This is a genomic window from Pseudomonas sp. MYb327 (assembly GCF_040438925.1).
Taxonomy (GTDB): Bacteria; Pseudomonadota; Gammaproteobacteria; order Pseudomonadales; family Pseudomonadaceae; genus Aquipseudomonas.
On sequence record NZ_CP159258.1, the window covers coordinates 3,401,558 to 3,418,750 of the forward strand.

At 57.6% G+C, this 17,193-nt stretch carries 19 protein-coding genes; 14 read left to right on the forward strand and 5 right to left on the reverse strand.

The window, feature by feature from the left end; all coding sequences use genetic code 11:
- Window positions 1-19: 19 nt before the first annotated feature.
- Both ABVN21_RS15240 and ABVN21_RS15245 read left to right on the forward strand, forming a co-directional pair.
- Window positions 20-820: an enoyl-CoA hydratase gene (locus tag ABVN21_RS15240; protein WP_339552813.1), complete on the forward strand. Its 801-nt coding sequence runs from the start codon at window positions 20-22 to the stop codon at window positions 818-820.
- Between the two features lie 58 nt (window positions 821-878).
- Window positions 879-1,730, forward strand: a complete 852-nt coding sequence (locus tag ABVN21_RS15245) for a hypothetical protein (RefSeq protein ID WP_339552812.1) — start codon at window positions 879-881, stop codon at window positions 1,728-1,730.
- Window positions 1,731-1,732: 2 nt separating this feature from the next.
- Here ABVN21_RS15245 and ABVN21_RS15250 read toward each other — a convergent pair whose 3' ends face one another.
- Complete coding sequence (locus ABVN21_RS15250; RefSeq protein ID WP_339552811.1) at window positions 1,733-2,479, reverse strand: TetR/AcrR family transcriptional regulator; 747 nt, start codon at window positions 2,477-2,479, stop codon at window positions 1,733-1,735.
- A gap of 313 nt (window positions 2,480-2,792) precedes the next feature.
- On the opposite strand from ABVN21_RS15250, the gene ABVN21_RS15255 reads away from it, so the two are divergent.
- The 5 genes from ABVN21_RS15255 to ABVN21_RS15275 are packed head-to-tail and all read left to right on the forward strand — an operon-like array spanning window position 2,793 to window position 6,764.
- Entirely contained in the window at window positions 2,793-3,695 is a 903-nt protein-coding gene (locus ABVN21_RS15255; RefSeq protein WP_339552810.1) for an SDR family NAD(P)-dependent oxidoreductase, read from the forward strand.
- A 41-nt stretch (window positions 3,696-3,736) separates the two neighbouring features.
- A complete protein-coding gene (locus ABVN21_RS15260; RefSeq protein ID WP_339552809.1) occupies window positions 3,737-4,213 on the forward strand; it encodes a MaoC family dehydratase in 477 nt (158 codons plus the stop codon).
- A 22-nt stretch (window positions 4,214-4,235) separates the two neighbouring features.
- A complete protein-coding gene (locus ABVN21_RS15265; protein WP_339552808.1) occupies window positions 4,236-5,255 on the forward strand; it encodes a zinc-binding dehydrogenase in 1,020 nt (339 codons plus the stop codon).
- 52 nt (window positions 5,256-5,307) lie between these two features.
- Window positions 5,308-5,475: a rubredoxin gene (locus tag ABVN21_RS15270; RefSeq protein ID WP_339552807.1), complete on the forward strand. Its 168-nt coding sequence runs from the start codon at window positions 5,308-5,310 to the stop codon at window positions 5,473-5,475.
- Between the two features lie 26 nt (window positions 5,476-5,501).
- Complete coding sequence (locus ABVN21_RS15275) at window positions 5,502-6,764, forward strand: FAD-dependent oxidoreductase (protein ID WP_339552806.1); 1,263 nt, start codon at window positions 5,502-5,504, stop codon at window positions 6,762-6,764.
- 47 nt (window positions 6,765-6,811) lie between these two features.
- Here ABVN21_RS15275 and ABVN21_RS15280 read toward each other — a convergent pair whose 3' ends face one another.
- Window positions 6,812-7,618 carry a cache domain-containing protein gene (locus ABVN21_RS15280; RefSeq protein ID WP_339552805.1) on the reverse strand — a complete coding sequence of 269 codons (807 nt, stop codon included), beginning with the start codon at window positions 7,616-7,618 and terminating at the stop codon, window positions 6,812-6,814.
- Window positions 7,619-7,919: 301 nt separating this feature from the next.
- Here ABVN21_RS15280 and ABVN21_RS15285 point away from each other — a divergent pair, with 301 nt between their 5' ends.
- Window positions 7,920-9,245 (forward strand): amidohydrolase family protein, encoded by a 1,326-nt coding sequence (locus tag ABVN21_RS15285; RefSeq protein ID WP_339552804.1) that lies wholly within the window; start codon window positions 7,920-7,922, stop codon window positions 9,243-9,245.
- 44 nt (window positions 9,246-9,289) lie between these two features.
- Here ABVN21_RS15285 and ABVN21_RS15290 read toward each other — a convergent pair whose 3' ends face one another.
- The 3 genes from ABVN21_RS15290 to ABVN21_RS15300 are packed head-to-tail and all read right to left on the reverse strand — an operon-like array spanning window position 9,290 to window position 12,055.
- The gene (locus tag ABVN21_RS15290; protein ID WP_339552803.1) at window positions 9,290-10,318 is read right to left on the reverse strand and encodes an aldo/keto reductase; all 1,029 of its coding nucleotides are present in this window, start codon (window positions 10,316-10,318) and stop codon (window positions 9,290-9,292) included.
- A 57-nt stretch (window positions 10,319-10,375) separates the two neighbouring features.
- Entirely contained in the window at window positions 10,376-11,305 is a 930-nt protein-coding gene (locus tag ABVN21_RS15295; RefSeq protein WP_339552802.1) for an FAD-binding protein, read from the reverse strand.
- A complete protein-coding gene (locus ABVN21_RS15300; RefSeq protein WP_339552801.1) occupies window positions 11,306-12,055 on the reverse strand; it encodes an electron transfer flavoprotein subunit beta/FixA family protein in 750 nt (249 codons plus the stop codon). It abuts the gene before it with no gap.
- Window positions 12,056-12,237: 182 nt separating this feature from the next.
- On the opposite strand from ABVN21_RS15300, the gene ABVN21_RS15305 reads away from it, so the two are divergent.
- From ABVN21_RS15305 to ABVN21_RS15330, 6 genes are read left to right on the forward strand one after another with little or no spacing between them, the layout of a single operon-like run.
- A complete protein-coding gene (locus ABVN21_RS15305; RefSeq protein ID WP_339552800.1) occupies window positions 12,238-12,537 on the forward strand; it encodes a hypothetical protein in 300 nt (99 codons plus the stop codon).
- An 11-nt stretch (window positions 12,538-12,548) separates the two neighbouring features.
- The gene (locus tag ABVN21_RS15310; RefSeq protein ID WP_339552799.1) at window positions 12,549-13,001 is read left to right on the forward strand and encodes a MaoC/PaaZ C-terminal domain-containing protein; all 453 of its coding nucleotides are present in this window, start codon (window positions 12,549-12,551) and stop codon (window positions 12,999-13,001) included.
- Window positions 12,998-14,497 (forward strand): glycolate oxidase subunit GlcD, encoded by a 1,500-nt coding sequence (gene glcD, locus ABVN21_RS15315; RefSeq protein WP_339552798.1) that lies wholly within the window; start codon window positions 12,998-13,000, stop codon window positions 14,495-14,497. The genes ABVN21_RS15310 and glcD overlap by 4 nt, the downstream gene beginning before the upstream one ends.
- Complete coding sequence (gene glcE / locus ABVN21_RS15320) at window positions 14,497-15,555, forward strand: glycolate oxidase subunit GlcE (protein WP_339552797.1); 1,059 nt, start codon at window positions 14,497-14,499, stop codon at window positions 15,553-15,555. Before glcD ends, glcE begins: the two co-directional genes overlap by 1 nt.
- Before the next feature lie 2 nt (window positions 15,556-15,557).
- A complete protein-coding gene (gene glcF, locus ABVN21_RS15325; protein ID WP_339552796.1) occupies window positions 15,558-16,790 on the forward strand; it encodes a glycolate oxidase subunit GlcF in 1,233 nt (410 codons plus the stop codon).
- Window positions 16,787-17,188 carry a heme-binding protein gene (locus ABVN21_RS15330; RefSeq protein WP_339552795.1) on the forward strand — a complete coding sequence of 134 codons (402 nt, stop codon included), beginning with the start codon at window positions 16,787-16,789 and terminating at the stop codon, window positions 17,186-17,188. Before glcF ends, ABVN21_RS15330 begins: the two co-directional genes overlap by 4 nt.
- Window positions 17,189-17,193 lie beyond the last annotated feature (5 nt).

The following is a 17,193-nucleotide window of genomic DNA, read 5'->3' on the forward strand; positions in this document are numbered from 1 at the left end:
TGACAACAGGAAAACCATCATGGAATACCAAGACATCAGCTACGAAATCATCGGCCACGTGGCCCGCATCAGTCATAACCGGCCAGGCAACGCCAACGCCGAATCGGAAAACCTGCTCGCCGAACTCGATCATGCACTGGATCTGGCGAAAAAGGACGACAATGTCCGCGTGCTTATCATCGGCGCCATAGGCAAGCACTTTTCGGCCGGGCACGACTTGATGGATGGCATGGAAAAACGTGGCGAATTCTCGCCCGAGCAGCACTGGCTTTGGGAAAGCGAACACTACCTGGGCAACGCTTTGCGCATCTGGGACTTTCCAAAACCAACGATCGCTCAGGTACAAGGTGCCTGCATCGCCGGTGGTTTCATGGTCGCTAACATGTGCGACATCATGATCGCTGCCGAAGACGCCTTCTTCAGCGACCCGGTCGCCCATAGCCTGGCTGCGGCCTCGGTGGAAACACTGGTCCACCCTTGGGTGATGGGCATTCGCAAAGCCAAGGAGTTTCTGTTCACCGGGCAGAGAATCAGCGCAACCGAAGCCAAGGAATGGGGCATGGTCAACCATGTGGTGCCGCGCGCGGAACTTGAGCAATACACCATGAACATGGCCGAGCATATCGCCAAGGCTCCGCCCATTGGCTTGCGCATGCTCAAGCGTTCGATCAATCGCTCGGCTGACATCATGGGTTTCCGCAATTCGATCATGGCGCACTTCGACACTCACATCCTCAGCACCTCGACCAACGAGCACTACGCCGTAGCCGCCGCTGGCATGCGCGCCTCGCTGGAAGCCGCCAAGAAAGCCCAATCCTGAGCCCGAACGGGCAGGCCTGTGGGCCTGCCCATCCGTGTCATCGCCTGGAGCAACCGTAGTGTCCCTTGATTATCAAACGCTAATGAACTGGCCGTTTGCGGCCTCCACTCGCACCTACGGCAGAGCTGACAGCATTCGCTTCGCCAAAGGCTTCGGTGCGGGCGTCGCCCCCAGCTGGCAGCACATTGATAGCCGCTTTATCGATGACAACCCGGCATTGACCGGCCTGCCAATGAGTGCCGTAGCCTTGGCTGATGGTGATTTCTGGCAGCAAGATCCGCGCAGCGGGATCGTCTGGCAGCAGATGGTGCATGCCCAGGAGAGCTTGCGTGTGCATCGCCCCCTGCCGCTAGAAGGAAGCGTGGTACTGACCCAGAAGATCAAAGACGTGTTCGATCGAGGGGACAAAGGTGCCTTGATGGTGCAGGAGCAACTGCTTAGCGATGAGCAGGGTAATCCGCTGGTGAGCATCGAAGTGACCACGGTATTGCGTGGTAACGGCGGTTTTGGCGGCCAGCCGCAACCCTCACAGCGCCCGGAAGCGATTCCTGATCGCAGCCCTGATTGCACGCTGGAAGTCCGCACCCCCGAGGGCGCCGACACCTTGTTCCGGTTATCAGCCGACATAGCGGTCGCCGCGCAGGCGCAAGCGGACACGCAGCAATACATGCTGCGCGGATTGGGCTGTTTTGGTTTGGCCGGGCGAGGTGCTTTGCTAATGGCCTGCGACAATGAACCCGATCGCCTGCGCGCCATTGGCGTGCGCTATGCCGGGCCGATGCTGACAAGTGAAACCATGCGCATCGACTTGTGGCACGTGCGCTCGGGTTTTGCGCTGTTCAAGATGCACGCCTGCGAACGCGATGCGCCGGTGCTGAGCCACGGCTTCATCGAGTTCGACCCAGCCTGAAATCAAGGCTGGGGTTCAGTCTCCTCCGAGGCCGCAGCGTCTTCAGCTGTGGCTTTGGAAGCGCCATTTTTGGGTTTGCTAAGAGCTGCCGCCCTCATGCTGGCACTGTCGGTGGGTTGCCCGATCAGGGTCTGTACGACTATTCGAGCAATGGCCGCATTGACACGCTTGGCACCAAGCCCTCGCTCCATGACCACCGGGTCCAACGCCGCCAAACGCTCCATTGCCGCATGCAATACAGTGGCCTCGGCATATGCGTCGCTTTTTTTGCGTCCGCCCATAGGTGGATTGACCGCAAGGATCAGCTTGGCAAAGCGTTCGATGAACGGGATATAGGTGTTCATACGCAGCTCTTCGAAACGAGGGTCGCCACGGTCGGCTTCCAGGTTTCGATAACGCAACACCTCGCGATGACGGCTCCAGACCATGTTCAATGATTCGATAATACCCAGCGCTTCTTCCTCGTAACGCGCAGGGTTCCAAGGCTTTTCAAGCAAGCGTGCTACTTCAGCCATCTCCTCGCCTGCATCAAGACTCAGCGCATACAGCACATCCTGCACATCATCGAAATACATATAAAAGCTTGCCGATGACGTACTCGCCGCCTTGGCAATGGCCACTGCGGTGATATCCGGCAGCGGGTGCGTATAGAGCAATCGGCGTGTGGCGGACATCAGCCGCTGCCGGGTTTCCAAGCCTTTGCGTCCGAGCGTCTGGCCCTGCTTGTTCATCGTGACGTCGTTTGCCATGGGTTGAGTCTCGCTCCATCAAATCGAAAAAATGCGGGTATCGCTAATCCGAAAACAAAAAAGCTGCACCAACCGGTTCTTGGCTCCAATCGGCTCCAAAAACAACAATCGAACAGCTATTGGTGAAAACTATACAAACTGGCCTGCGCACGCAACTGTTGTTTCCCTATCGATTCTCTAGCTAAGCGGCGAAACGACGGCTTGCCGCATGAAATCGACAACTGACATAATGTCAGTTATTGTGATAGCATCACCAAGCCAAGCAGATACACAACCCAAATCGGAAACCGCACTCAATACGCAGGAGACGGGCATGCCATCCATGGTTCAAGACAAAGTCGTCGTTATCACCGGGGCCGGTAGTGGGATTGGCCGCGAATATGCACTCGCTTTTGCCGCCGAGGGCGCGCGGGTGGTCGTCAATGACCTGGGGCACACACCGGATGGCGGCAGCGCTGCCGAGGCAGTCGCCGAAGAAATACGCCAGGCTGGCGGTGAAGCCGTGGCCAGCATTGAGAGCGTAGCCCAGTGGGACTCCGCGCATCGCATTGTCGAATGCGCACTGGATCAGTTCGGTCGAATCGATACGGTCATCAACAACGCCGGCATTGTGCGTGACCGCTTCTTCTTCAAGATGAGCCTTGAGGAGTGGCAGGCGGTGGTCGACGTGCACCTCAATGGCTCGTTCTACGTAGCCCGTGCCGCCGCCCCCTATTTCAAGGAGCAGGCCAGCGGTAGCTACATCCATATGACCTCCACCAGTGGCCTGATCGGCAACCCCGGACAAGCCAACTACGCCGCAGCCAAAATGGCCGTGGTCGGGCTCTCCAAAAGCATCGCACTGGACATGAAGCGCTACAACGTGCGTTCGAACTGCATCGCCCCTTGGGCATGGACCGCCATGACCGCTTCAGTGCCGACCGACACCCCCGAAGCCGCTGCGCGCATGGAAAAACTCAAACTCATGGAGCCGCGCAAGATTGCCCCGTTGGCCGTGTGCCTGGCGAGCGACGCGGGGGCTGGTGTTTCCGGGCAGATCTTCGGTGTGCGCGCTAACGAGATCTATCTGTTCTCACAATCCCGGGTCATCCGCTCGGTGCATCGCAGCGAGGGCTGGACCGCAGAAACCATCGCCGAACACGCGATACCGGCCATGTTGACCTCCTTTTATGCGAACACGCCATCACCAGAGCTGACTACCTGGGATCCGATCTGATCACTTGTTCCCGACCTTGCAACCAGACACGAGATAACCAGATGAGCGAACTAGAAACCATTGGCATTGGCTTTCCCTGGGAAGACCTCCCGGTAGGGCGCACTTTCAAAACACTCGGGCGTACCGTGACCGAGGCCGACATTATCAACTTCATTTCTGCGACCGGGATGCTCGAAGTGTTGTTCACCAACGTCGAGTTCCTCAAGGAGGCCGGATTCAATGGGCGCCTGGTACCGGGTGGGCAAGTGTTCTGCTTCGCGGAGGGGCTTCTCTTCCAGACCGCCCTGCAAGGCGTTGGCGTGGCTTTTCTGCACACTGAGCTGGATATCAAAGGGCCGACCTTTGCCGGCGACACTCTGCATGTTGAGGTCGAAGTCATTGAATCCCGGGCAAGTAAAGGCAAGCCTGGCATGGGGCTGGTGCGCACCCGCAACCAAGTAGTCAAACAGGACGGCACCGTAGTGATGGTCTATACGCCGCTACGCCTGGTAAAGGGCCGCGCCAATCTGGCCGGCTGAACCCACTCAAGGAGGCCACCCGATGAAACAAGTACGCCTGTATGGCATTCAAGATCTGCGAATCGTCGACGTGCCGATGCCTGAGGCAGGGCCGCTCGATGTGATTGTAAAGGTCGCCATGTTTGGCATCTGCGGCAGCGATCTTGGCTTTGCCCGCGACGGTTACATTGGTCGACCGGGTGGTCAGCCACTACCGTTGGGACATGAGCTGGTTGGCACCATTCACGCTGTGGGCAGTGATGTAAAAAATATCCAGCCAGGCCTGCGAGTGGTGGTAGACCCCATGACGGGCTCGAGCCGCATTGGTACAGGGGACCCTGACCACGGCGGCTTTGCCGAGTACTTGCTGGTGCGAAATGCACGACTGGGCGAAACGCTGTTCCCCTTGACCGACTCGCTGGACTTCCAGCGTGCCGTACTGACCGAACCCATTGCCGTGGGTATGCATGGCCTGAACCAGGCTGGCGTTACCACTCAAGACCGTGCCGTTGTCTTTGGTGCAGGTCCTATCGGCCTGGGTGTGATAGCCGCATTGAAGTACCGCGGAGTTTCCAAAGTGGTTGCCGTGGACTTGACCGACGAGCGACTGGAGCGCGCCCGTCAACTCGGCGCGGACCACGTCATCAACCCCGGACGTGCAGATTTGCAGTCGACACTCCAGGAATACCTGGGCATGCGAACCGCCAAGCTCACCGGGCTACCCGTAGTCGATGCCTCGTTGTACATCGACTGTGCCGGGCATGGTCCGCTGCTGGAGCAAATGGTGGACATGGCCGGGGAAAAATCGCGGATTGTGGTACTGGCGACGCACAAAAAGCCGGTTCAACTGAACATGATCCAAGTGATGATCAAGGAGCTCGTACTGATCGGCTCCCTCTCCTATCCAGATGAGTTTCCGGAAGTCATCGAGATGCTCAGCGATGCGCAACTCGATATCACCCCAATGCTCAGCCACTCGTTTGATTTCGCTCAGTTCGCCGAAGCCTTTGCCATGGCCCAGGTCCCCGAACTGTCCGCCAAAGTTGTAGTAAGGGTGGAATGAAACCTACACGACGACTCACCATTTCCATGCATTAAGAAGGTGCACGACGATCATGAAAAAGTGGCAATGTTTTTTTTGCAGTTACATCTACGACGAAGCACTCGGCGCGCCGGCCGAGGGCATTCCCGCCGGCACGCGCTGGGAGGATGTCTCCGACGAGTGGATTTGCCCGGAATGCGGCGCCACCAAAGAAGACTTCGCCATGCTGGAAATCGCCTGAAAGAGCCAGTCGCCGGGAGACTGTAAATGAGCCAACCTGAATCCAGCTGCACACTGATTGTCGGCAGCGGCCATGCCGGCTGCGAAGCTGCCTTTTCGCTGCGCCAGAACGGTTACACCGGACGCGTCGTACTGATTGGCAATGAAGTCAGCCTGCCCTATCAGCGCCCTCCCCTCTCCAAAGGCTTTCTGGCGGGTACGGTCGATGATCAGGCTTTGCTAATTCGTCCCGCCGATGCGTATGAAAAGGCCAACATCGAGACGCGTCTCGGCGTTCAGGTGGTGGGCCTGGACGCTGCGCGAAAGACCATTGAGTTGTCCGATGGCAGCAGTCTGGGCTACAGCCATTTGATTCTCGCCACCGGCAGCCGGCCGAGACAACTTGCCATCCTGGACTCAGAGCGCCCCCCGGCAAACGTGCATTATTTGCGTACCCTCGCTCAGGCGCGGCAGATGCGCGAGCAAATGCTCGAAGGCAAACGTCTGGTCATAATTGGTGGGGGTTACATTGGCCTGGAAGTCGCTGCCATGGCGCTCAAGCGAGGACTCAAAGTCAGCTTGATAGAAAGCATGGACCGGATTCTGGCACGTGTAACAGCCCCGGATGTCTCCAGTTTCTATCAGCAAGTTCATCAGGCTGAAGGGGCAAAGCTGCATCTCAATGCCCAACTCGATCGTTTCAATCTGGATAGTAAGGGAGAACGGGTTGAATCGCTTCAACTCAGCGATGGCAGTGTGTTCCCGACCGACCTGGTTTTGGTCGGGATCGGTGCCATTGCCAATACCGAGCTGGCGGAGCAAGCGGGGCTTGAAATCGACAATGGCATTGTGGTCGATGAGAACACTCACACCAGCGACCCATTCATTCACGCCATTGGTGATTGTTGCAGTCATCCAAGCGAGCTCTACAGTCGCCGGCTGCGCCTGGAGTCTATTCCCAACGCCATAGAGCAAGCCCGTACGGCGGCACTGGCGATCTGCGCCAAGCCCTTGCCCTATCGTTCCGTACCTTGGTTCTGGTCCGATCAGTACGACCTGAAACTGCAAACTGTCGGCTTGTCACTGGGTCACGACCAGACCTGCCTGCGCGGCTCGCAGACTTTGCGTTCGTTTGTTGTGTTCTACCTGCGCGAAGGCATGGTGATTGCCGCAGACTGCATCAATCGCCAATCGGAATTCGCCTTGATCAAGAAGCTCGTTCAGGGACGACAAAAACCCGACATCCCAAGCCTTGTCGACGATTCAATGTCACTCAAGGACATCCTCGCTCAAATGACTACCCCCGCCTGAGTAATGCAGGCCGCAGCGCCGGTTATCCGGCGCCGCTCTCTCATACCTTACGGCTTGTCCTGGTAGTAACCGACAGCGACCAGATACGAACCTACCCGGCGGAAAAACGCATGCTTGTTCTCGACCCGGTTGGTCAATGGATTTGTCCAAAGGTATTGATACTCTCCTGTCCCCTTGCGCTGAGATATGCGCAGAATGGGTGCCCCTAATGGCTGACCATGGGCGTCCTTGAGGGTACTGAAATCCACGCCCAGCAAACGCTTATTGAGGCCATGAGCAACAAAGCGCCGACTGTTCAGATCAATCACGTAAGGGTACAGATCATCCTGACGAAACGCCGGGTTCGCCTGATTGATGGCATCCAGCGTCGAAGCAGGGTTGGATGCGATGGCATCCGCAACCTTGTCGAGCATCAACCGGGCATTTTCCGCAGACTCCCGTGAAATGAAGTAGCCCACGGCGAAGAGTTTGTCATCGACGCGACGGTAGTAGACGACCTTGTTCTCGTCGCGGTCGCCACTCCAGCTTTTCCAGTGGTATTGAGCCTTCCGCACGCCCTGGCCTGACTCTGTCTTCAGGGCCTCGGAGAAAGCCGTCTTCAATTCTTTTGGCAAGACCTCACCGACGTTCTTCCCGATCAGGTAACTGGAGGGACCGCCACTTGCCAGCATTACGCCACTAGCATTAAGCACCAACACATAACAGTTGTTATCAACAAAATCCCCCTGACGACTGAAAGCCGCCATGGCACTTTCGTGGTGCTCCTGATAATAAAGAACTGCACGCTCAAGCAGAGCCCTTGCCCCCTGACCATCGTCCTGAGGCTCTGCGGCCCCGGCCTGAGCGGTGATCAACAAAAATATCCAGCACGCCACCTGCCTGCCCCTTGAAACAGTTTCATACCCTGCACCGTTAGATAAAGTTACAAATTAACTGACATAGTATCATTTGCCCTGAGCAACCATTCAACTTCCATGCTGCACGGTGGTGCACTCTGTAAGCGAAAAAGCCATTAACTAACAATGTGTCTGTTATTGCTTGCCGAGACACGGCAAAAGCCTTAATGTTCTCCCAGCTAAAAACAAAAACCTGAAGCAGCCCGTGATGCTGGCCCTGCCTGGCCAGCGGCAGCATACGAAATGGAGACAGCAGCCAATGAAAGTCGATGACTTGATCCTGATTAGCGTTGACGACCACATCGTAGAGCCTCCCACCATGTTCGATCAGCACCTGACAGTGGAGCAAAAAGCCTTCGCTCCCAAAGTGCTCAAAGACAAGAATGGTGCGGACTACTGGCTCTTCGAAGGGCGTCGCGCTGGCAATATCGGATTGAATGCCGTGGTCGGGCGCAACCGCGAAGAATATGGCTGCGAGCCCATTTCATTCGAGCAAATGCGCAGAGGCGCATGGGATATCAAGGCGCGCATCGATGACATGAACGCCAACGGCCTGCTGGCTTCGTTGAACTTCCCTAGCGTCGTGACCTTCGATGGCAGTCTGTTCCACCAGTTCGATAACAAGAAAAACGCATTGACCCTGCTCAAGGCCTACAACGACTGGCATATCGACGAATGGTGCGGCAGCTTCCCGGGACGCAACATTCCCAATGCCATTGTTCCGTACTGGGACATCAACGCTACCGTCGAGGAAATCAAGCGCGTGGTTGCCAAGGGCTGCCACGCCATCAGCTTCACCGACAACCCGTCACTCAAAGGCCAGCCGAGCCTGCACGACGCCCACTGGGAGCCGCTGTGGAAGGTCTGCGCGGAAAACAAGGTAGTCATCAACATTCATATCGGTTCCGGCGCCCAGGCCCCGCACGCCTCGATGGACACTCCGATCGACGCATGGATCATCACCATGCCGATTTCCATCGTCAATTCGGCGGCCGACTGGCTCCACCTCAAGGCCTTGCATCGTTATCCAGACCTGAAGATCGCCTTGTCCGAAGGCGGCATTGGCTGGATTCCGTACTTCCTGGAGCGCGCAGACTTCGTGCACGACCACCACCGCGCCTGGACCTATGCCGATTTCGCTGGCAAGAAGCCAAGCGAAGTGTTCCGCGAGCATTTCCTCACATGCTTTATCGATGACAAGTTCGGCCTGAAGAACCTCGAAGACATCGGCGAAGACAACGTTGCCTACGAGTGCGATTACCCGCACTCCGATACCGTCTGGCCAGAGTGTCCCGATCGCCTGATCGAAACAGTCTCCCACCTGCCGGCCAGCACCATCGACAAGATCACCCATGGCAACGCCATGCGTCTCTACAACTTCGATGCGTTCAGCCTGATGGGAGGTCGCAATAATTGCACCGCGGGCGCGCTGCGCGCTCAGGCAACCCACATTGATACCCGCCCGCAATCGTTCGGTGGCCCGGCGCCGCTGGCTGAAGGCGAAACCCGTCGCTGTGTGACCTCGGGCGACATCATCAAGATGTTCACCCAGGTATCCAAGGAAGACGGCAAAATCGAAGCGTGAAGCAAAACCCCTCTCACAGCTGAGCCGTGAGAGGGGCATCCATCTTAACAATCGGCATTGATCTGCGAATGAAAACCTGCGTTGATCAGGTTCTGATACTTGTTCAAATAATCGTAAGGGTAATGGGCAACCGGCTTGCCCAATGCACCCAGTTCGGCCAGACACGCCGAATCCAGATCAAACTCAAGACACCCCATATTGTCCACTAACTGAGCATGGGTCCTCACGCCCAGCAGCGGTATGACTCCCGCCTGCGCACGCAACCAGTTCAAAGCAACTTGCGCAGGAGTCCTGCCAATTTGCTTGGCGACTTTGCCTACTGCGTCAGCCATGACCAGCCCCCGCTCGTCCAGTGATTTCATTGCCGCGACATCCAGGCGCTTTCTCTCACCCCCTGCTACTTCGGTGCTGTACTTGCCGCTCAGGATCCCGCTCGCCAGTGGAGACCAGGCAGCCAGACTCAGCCCTTCGCTGCGGCACATCGGCAACACTTCGTGTTCGATCGAACGCTCGAGCAAGTTGTACTCGGCCTGCAAGGCGATAAAGGGCGTCCAGCCGTTGGCACGCGCCAATGTATTGCATTTGGCCACAACCCAGGCCGGGGTGTTGGAAATGCCGAGGTAAAGCACCTTGCCCTGTCTGACCAGGTCATCCAGAGCTCGCAGCATTTCCTCGATCGGCGTCAATGCGTCCCAAGCGTGAACCCAGAGCAAATCGATATAGTCGGTACCCAGGCGTCGTAAGCTTGCTTCAACCGAGCGGTGCAGGCTTTTACGATGATTGCCGCCGGCGTTGATATCCTTGCCACCAGGAAGTGCCAGGGCGTATTTGGTGGTCACCACCATTTGATCGCGATGGCCCTGCAGCAATCGCCCCAGCATCTCCTCACTGGCACCGCCTGCATAGATTTCATTGGCGGTATCGAGGAAGTTGCCGCCTTGATCGCGATAGTGCGAATAAAGCCTCGCGGCTTCGGCTTCCTCCGTGCCCCATCCTTGGTTGCCGAATGTCATGGTGCCCAGGCACAGCTCCGATACCCGCAGGCCGGATCTTCCCAAAAGCTTGTAACGCATGATGCCTCCTTCGACTGTCAGCAAGGCGAGCTGACGCCCGCCTCGCTGCAAGATGGATCAGAGCAGTTGTTCAAATTCCGGCACAGCTTCGAACAGATCTGCCACCAGGCCGTAATCGGCTACCTGGAAGATCGGCGCTTCTTCGTCCTTGTTGATCGCAACGATCACTTTGGAGTCTTTCATGCCGGCCAGGTGCTGGATCGCGCCGGAGATACCTACGGCGATGTACAGCTGAGGCGCAACGATCTTGCCGGTCTGACCGACCTGCATGTCGTTGGGTACAAAACCTGCGTCGACCGCGGCGCGCGAAGCACCCACGCCAGCGCCCAGCTTGTCGGCCAGGGCGTACAGGTGTTTGAAGTTGTCACCGTTCTGCATGCCACGGCCGCCGGAAACGACGATCTTGGCAGCGGTCAGTTCCGGACGGTCGGACTTGGCCAGCGACTCAAAGACGAAGCTGGAGATGCCAGCGTCGTGAGCAGCGCCAACGGACTCAACCGAAGCGGAACCACCAACAGCTGCAACCGGGTCGAAACCGGTGGCACGCACGGTGATCACTTTCACGGCAGCGTTCGATTGCACGGTAGCGATGGCGTTACCGGCATAAATCGGGCGCTTGAAGGTATCAGCGCTTTCAACCGAGATGATCTCGGAGATCTGGTCAACGTCCAGCTGAGCGGCAACACGCGGCAGGATGTTTTTGCCGTTGGAAGTGGCGGCGGCCAGGATGTGGCTGTAGCCCTTGCCCAATTCAGCAACCAGAGGAGCAACGTTTTCCGGCAGTTGGTGAGCGTAGGCAGCGTTGTCAGCTACCAGGACTTTGCTCACGCCAGCCACTTGCGCTGCAGCTTCAGCCACGGCGCCAGCGCCCTGGCCTGCAACCAGAACGTGGATGTCACCACCGATTTTGGCGGCAGCAGCCACGGTGTTCAGCGTGGCCGGGGCCAGCACTTTGTTGTCGTGTTCAGCAATAACCAAGATAGTCATTTAGATTACCTTCGCTTCGTTTTTCAGTTTCTCGACCAGTTCAGCCACCGACTTGACCTTGATACCCGCGCTGCGTGCAGCAGGCGCTTCGACTTTGACGGTCTTGTTGGTGGAGGCGGTGGAAACGCCCAAAGCGTCCGGAGTCAGCACTTCGAGAGGCTTCTTCTTGGCTTTCATGATGTTTGGCAGGGACGCGTAGCGCGGCTCGTTCAAACGCAGGTCGGTGGTAACGATGGCCGGCAGTTTCAGGGAAACGGTCTGCGCGCCGCCGTCGATTTCGCGGGTTACAGCAACGCTGTCGCCGCTGATTTCGACGTTGGAGGCAAAGGTGCCCTGGCCGTAACCGCTCAAGGCAGCGAGCATCTGGCCAGTCTGGTTGTTGTCGCTGTCGATAGCCTGCTTGCCAAGAATCACCAACCGGGGCTGTTCCTTGTCGACAACAGCTTTCAACAGTTTGGCCACGGCCAGGGAAGTCAGATCTTCGGCGGATTCGACGAGGATGGCGCGGTCGGCACCCAGAGCCAGCGCGGTGCGCAGCTGCTCCTGAGCGGTGGACGGGCCTACGGAAACGACGACGACTTCAGTCGCGACGCCCTTCTCTTTCAGGCGTACGGCTTCTTCCACTGCGATTTCGCAGAATGGGTTCATCGACATCTTGACGTTGGCGAGGTCGACGCCGGAATTGTCCGCCTTGACGCGAACCTTGACGTTGTAATCGACCACCCGTTTGAGAGGGACCAGGATTTTCATGTGCATTCTCTATTTGGCGATAACAGGAAAAAAAGGCCGAAATGACCTGTCACTCCACTCTTGTTCCCGCCTGAAAAAATGTCAACATCTAAGGCACCAATAACTGACATTTTGTTATTTTTTTGATAAAAAGCCAGCTATAGTATGAACGTCACCCTTCGACTGAATCCTGGAGGTACCCCATGCTTTACGCCTATCAACAATATTTGATGGCCTGTGAAAAAGCAGGCATGGCACCGAGATTCCTGAATGCAGAGCAAACAAATGGCCTGATTGAGCTGCTTCAGAACCCACCACCATTTGAAGAGGCTGTTCTGGTAGACCTCTTTACCCATAGTGTTTCGAGTGAAACGAAAGCCATGAAGCTGAAAAAGAGTTATCTCGAGGCAATTATCTCTGGCGAAATCTACTGCCCAATCATTGGAAAGCAACGGGCCAGCGAGATGCTAGAGCAATCGCCGGACGATGCCGAACTCATGTAAGGGATTTTCCAATGCCTCGCTTCAGACAGCGTGCCTCGGAGGCGCTTCAGGCTGGGGACAGCTTCACAGCTTCCCGCCGCTTTAACCTTGAAGACATCCAGATTTTCACGAGAATTTCTCGGGACTATCAACCTGCATTTTTCGATGCGTGTTGTGCCGAGGCCGCTGTTTTTAAAGCACGTGTTTCCCATGAGTTGTTGACGGCCAGCCTGGTCACCGAAATCGGCAGGAAAATTGGCTGGGTAGGTGACAGCATCACCTTCCACTTCACGCAGCCGGCCTATACCGGGGACATGATCACCTGCCACTGGGTCATCAAGACTTTGGGCAATCAAGGCCGTGCAATCGCCAAAATCACGATGACCAACGAAGCGGGAATGACAGTAATGGACGCCGAAGCCTGCGGGGTTGTTTCGTCGTTGGCCGGTCACAACAATAAGAAAGGGTTGTCTGCCCCAATATGAATATCCTTTACGACGAACGCGTTGATGGGGTTCTCCCCGCCACCGATAAACACGCGCTTTTGCAGGCATTGGGTGAGCAAATACCAGACCTGGAAATCCTTCACAGCCGTGAAGAACTCAAACCATACGAGTGCGACGGTTTATCCGCCTATCGCACGACGCCAATGCTGGTGGTGTTGCCCCGCGAAATCGAACAGGTCGAAAAACTGCTGAAGATCTGCCATCAGCAGCGTGTTCCGGTGGTTCCTCGCGGAGCCGGCACAGGCCTGTCGGGCGGTGCACTGCCACTGGAAAAAGGCGTGTTGCTGGTGATGGCGCGCTTCAACAAAATTCTTGAAATCGATCCTGCCGGGCGGTTTGCCCGCGTACAACCGGGAGTGCGCAACCTGGCGATCTCTCAGGCTGCCGCCCCCCATGGTTTGTATTACGCCCCAGACCCCTCCTCGCAAATCGCCTGTTCCATCGGCGGTAACGTCGCGGAAAACGCTGGCGGTGTGCACTGCCTGAAATACGGCCTGACGGTGCACAACCTGCTCAAAGTGGACATGCTCACGGTGGACGGCGAACGCCTGACCCTGGGCAGCGATGCCCTCGACTCGCCAGGTTTTGATCTGCTGGCACTGTTCACCGGCTCCGAAGGCATGCTCGGGGTGATCACCGAGGTGACCGTCAAGCTGCTACCCAAACCACAATCAGCCAAGGTGTTGCTTGCAGCATTTGACTCCGTTGAAAAAGCCGGTCGTGCAGTAGGCGATATCATTGCTGCCGGAATCATCCCCGGTGGCCTTGAGATGATGGACAACCTGGCCATTCGCGCCGCCGAGGACTTCATCCACGCGGGTTATCCAGTCGAAGCCGAAGCCATCCTGCTGTGCGAACTTGACGGCGTCCAAGCCGATGTCGACGACGACTGCGAGCGTGTCCGACGAGTGCTGGAGCAAGCAGGTGCCACCGAAGTGCGCCAGGCCAAAGACGAAGCCGAACGCGTGCGATTTTGGGCCGGACGCAAGAATGCCTTTCCCGCTGTTGGGCGCCTCTCGCCGGATTATTACTGCATGGATGGCACCATCCCACGCCGCGAACTGCCCGGTGTTCTACGAGCAATCGCCGAGTTGTCCGCCGAATACAATTTGCGCGTCGCCAACGTGTTCCACGCCGGCGACGGCAACATGCATCCGCTGATTCTGTTCGATGCCAACACGCCCGGAGAACTGGATCGCGCCGAAGCCCTGGGCGGAAAGATCCTCGAACTGTGCGTGAAGGTCGGTGGCAGCATCACCGGCGAACACGGTGTGGGCCGGGAGAAAATCAACCAGATGTGTGCCCAGTTCAGCAGTGACGAATTGACTCTGTTCCACGCGGTCAAGGCTGCCTTCGACCCCAGCGGCCTGCTCAACCCCGGAAAGAACATTCCCACCCTGCATCGATGCGCCGAGTTCGGCGCCATGCATGTGCACATGGGGCAGTTACCCTTCCCTGAACTGGAGCGTTTCTAATGCCTGGCCAACATTCCAACGACGCTGGCGCAGAGCTTTTGCAACAGGTTGAGTATGCCCTGCGCAGCCATGTTCCATTGCGCATTCAGGGAGGTAACAGCAAGGCTCATCTGGGTCGCGAGGTGCGCGGTCAACTGCTCGATACTCGTGCGCATCGCGGCATTGTTACCTACGACCCTACGGAATTGGTGATCACGGCACGCGCCGGCACGCCGCTGGCCGAATTGAACGCAACGCTGGACGCCGCCGGGCAAATGCTGCCGTGCGAACCACCCCACAGCGATGACGGTGCCACCCTTGGTGGCATGGTAGCGGCCGGCCTGTCGGGGCCACGCAGACCGTGGGCCGGCTCGGTTCGCGACTACGTACTGGGAACCCGCGTCATTACCGGTCATGGCAAGCATCTGCGCTTCGGTGGCGAAGTGATGAAGAACGTGGCGGGCTACGATTTGTCGCGCTTGATGGCAGGCAGTTTTGGCTGCCTGGGGCTGCTGACCGAAGTGTCCCTCAAGGTCCTGCCAAAGCCGCGACACAGCCTCAGTATAGCCCTGGAAATGAGCAGCAAGCAGGCCCTGTTGAAACTGGCGGAGTGGGGGCAACAACCCATCCCTATCAGCGCTGCCAGTCATGACGGACAACGCTTGCATCTGCGCCTGGAGGGCGGCGAAGGCTCGGTAACGGCCGCCCATGATCGTTTGGGTGGCGAACTGCTCGATGCCAGTTACTGGAGTGAGCTGAATGCCCATCGCCTGGCGTTTTTTGCCGATGCTCGCCCGCTCTGGCGCCTGTCACTGCCGACCCACACCGGTCCATTAAGCCTGCCCGGCGAGCAATTGATTGATTGGGGCGGTGCTCAGCGCTGGCTGAAATCCACCGCCGATGCCAAAACCATCCGAACCATCGCCAGGCAATTCAAAGGACATGCCACCTGCCATGCAAATGCCGAGCAGCCATTCCAGCCACTGGCGGCACCGCTGCTGCGCTACCAGCAATCGCTAAAGTCACAACTGGACCCACAAGGGATTTTCAATCCAGGCCGAATGTACGCAGAGATCTGATCATGCAAACCACCTTGAGCGAAAAAGCCCAGCGTCTGGAGCGCGCCGAAGAAGCGGAAAGCATCCTGCGCAGTTGCGTACATTGCGGTTTCTGCAATGCCACCTGCCCGACCTACCAACTGCTGGGTGATGAATTGGATGGCCCGCGCGGGCGCATCTACCTGATCAAGCAAGTGCTGGAAGGCAACGAGGTCACAGCCAAGACGCAACAACATCTGGACCGTTGCCTGTCATGCAGAAACTGCGAAACCACCTGCCCTTCCGGTGTCAATTATCACAACCTGCTGGACATCGGTCGTGCCGTGGTTGATCAGGCGGTGCCGCGCAGCACGGGTCAGCGCATGTTGCGCCAAGGCTTACGGTCCTTGTTGCCCAACCCGATCCTGTTCAAGCCCTTACTGAAAATCGGCAAAAGCTTGCGCCCCTTACTGCCGCAAACCGTACGACTGAAACTGCCGCGGCACATTACCCAAGCGAAGCCCAGGCCGACGCGAAAGCTTGCAAGAAAAATGTTGATGCTCGAAGGCTGCGTGCAGCCAAGCTTGTCCCCGAACACCAATGCTGCCACCGCGAGGGTGCTGGATCGCTTGGGCATCAGTATCACGCCGATCAGCCAAGCTGGATGCTGCGGCGCCGTTGACTACCACCTCGACGCCCAGCAAGCAGGACTGGAGCGAGCCCGGCGCAATATTGACGCCTGGTGGCCGGCCATCGAGAGCGGTGCCGAGGCGATCGTGCAAACCGCCAGTGGCTGTGGTGCTTTCGTCAAGGAATATGGCCACTTGCTCAAGCATGATCCTGCGTACGCCCAGAAGGCTGCCCGGATCAGTGTCATGAGCAAAGATCTGGTCGAGATCCTGCAAGCAGAGCCTTTGGAACAGCTCGGTGCCTGCAGCGAGCAACGCCTGGCGTTCCATTGTCCGTGCACACTGCAACACGCCCTAAAACTCGGCGGCGCAGTCGAGAGCGTGTTGACGCGCTTGGGATTTCATCTCACCACCGTGCCCGACAGCCATCTTTGCTGCGGCTCTGCGGGCACCTACTCAATCACTCAACCCACACTTTCGCGTCAGCTGCGCGACAACAAGATGAAGGCATTGGAGAGCGGCTCACCCGCCGTTATTGCCACCGCCAACATCGGCTGCCAAACCCACCTCGACAGTGCCGCCCGCACCCCGGTACGGCACTGGATCGAAGTGATCGAAGATGCCATTCACTCACAGGAGAACCCATGAACAGCAAAGCCGTATTGAGCCTGAAAGAAGTCGGCCTGATCCTCGCTGCCGCGCGCCGTGAAGCCCAGCTCAATCAATGGAATGTCTGCATTGCAGTGGTGGATGATGGCGGTCATCCGCTGGCCCTTGAGCGCTTGGACGGTTGCGCGCCAATCGGTGCTTATATCGCCACGGAAAAGGCCCGGACTTCGGCCCTCGGTCGACGCGAGTCGAAAGGTTATGAAGATATGGTCAACGGTGGGCGCAGCGCATTCCTTTCGGCGCCGCTGGTGACCTCCCTCGAAGGTGGCGTACCCATTGTTGTCGAGGGTCAGGTAGTGGGCGCGGTCGGAGTTTCCGGCGTCAAGGCCGACCAGGATGCACAGATTGCCGCAGCCGGCGTCCGAGCTTTGGATTGAGAGAA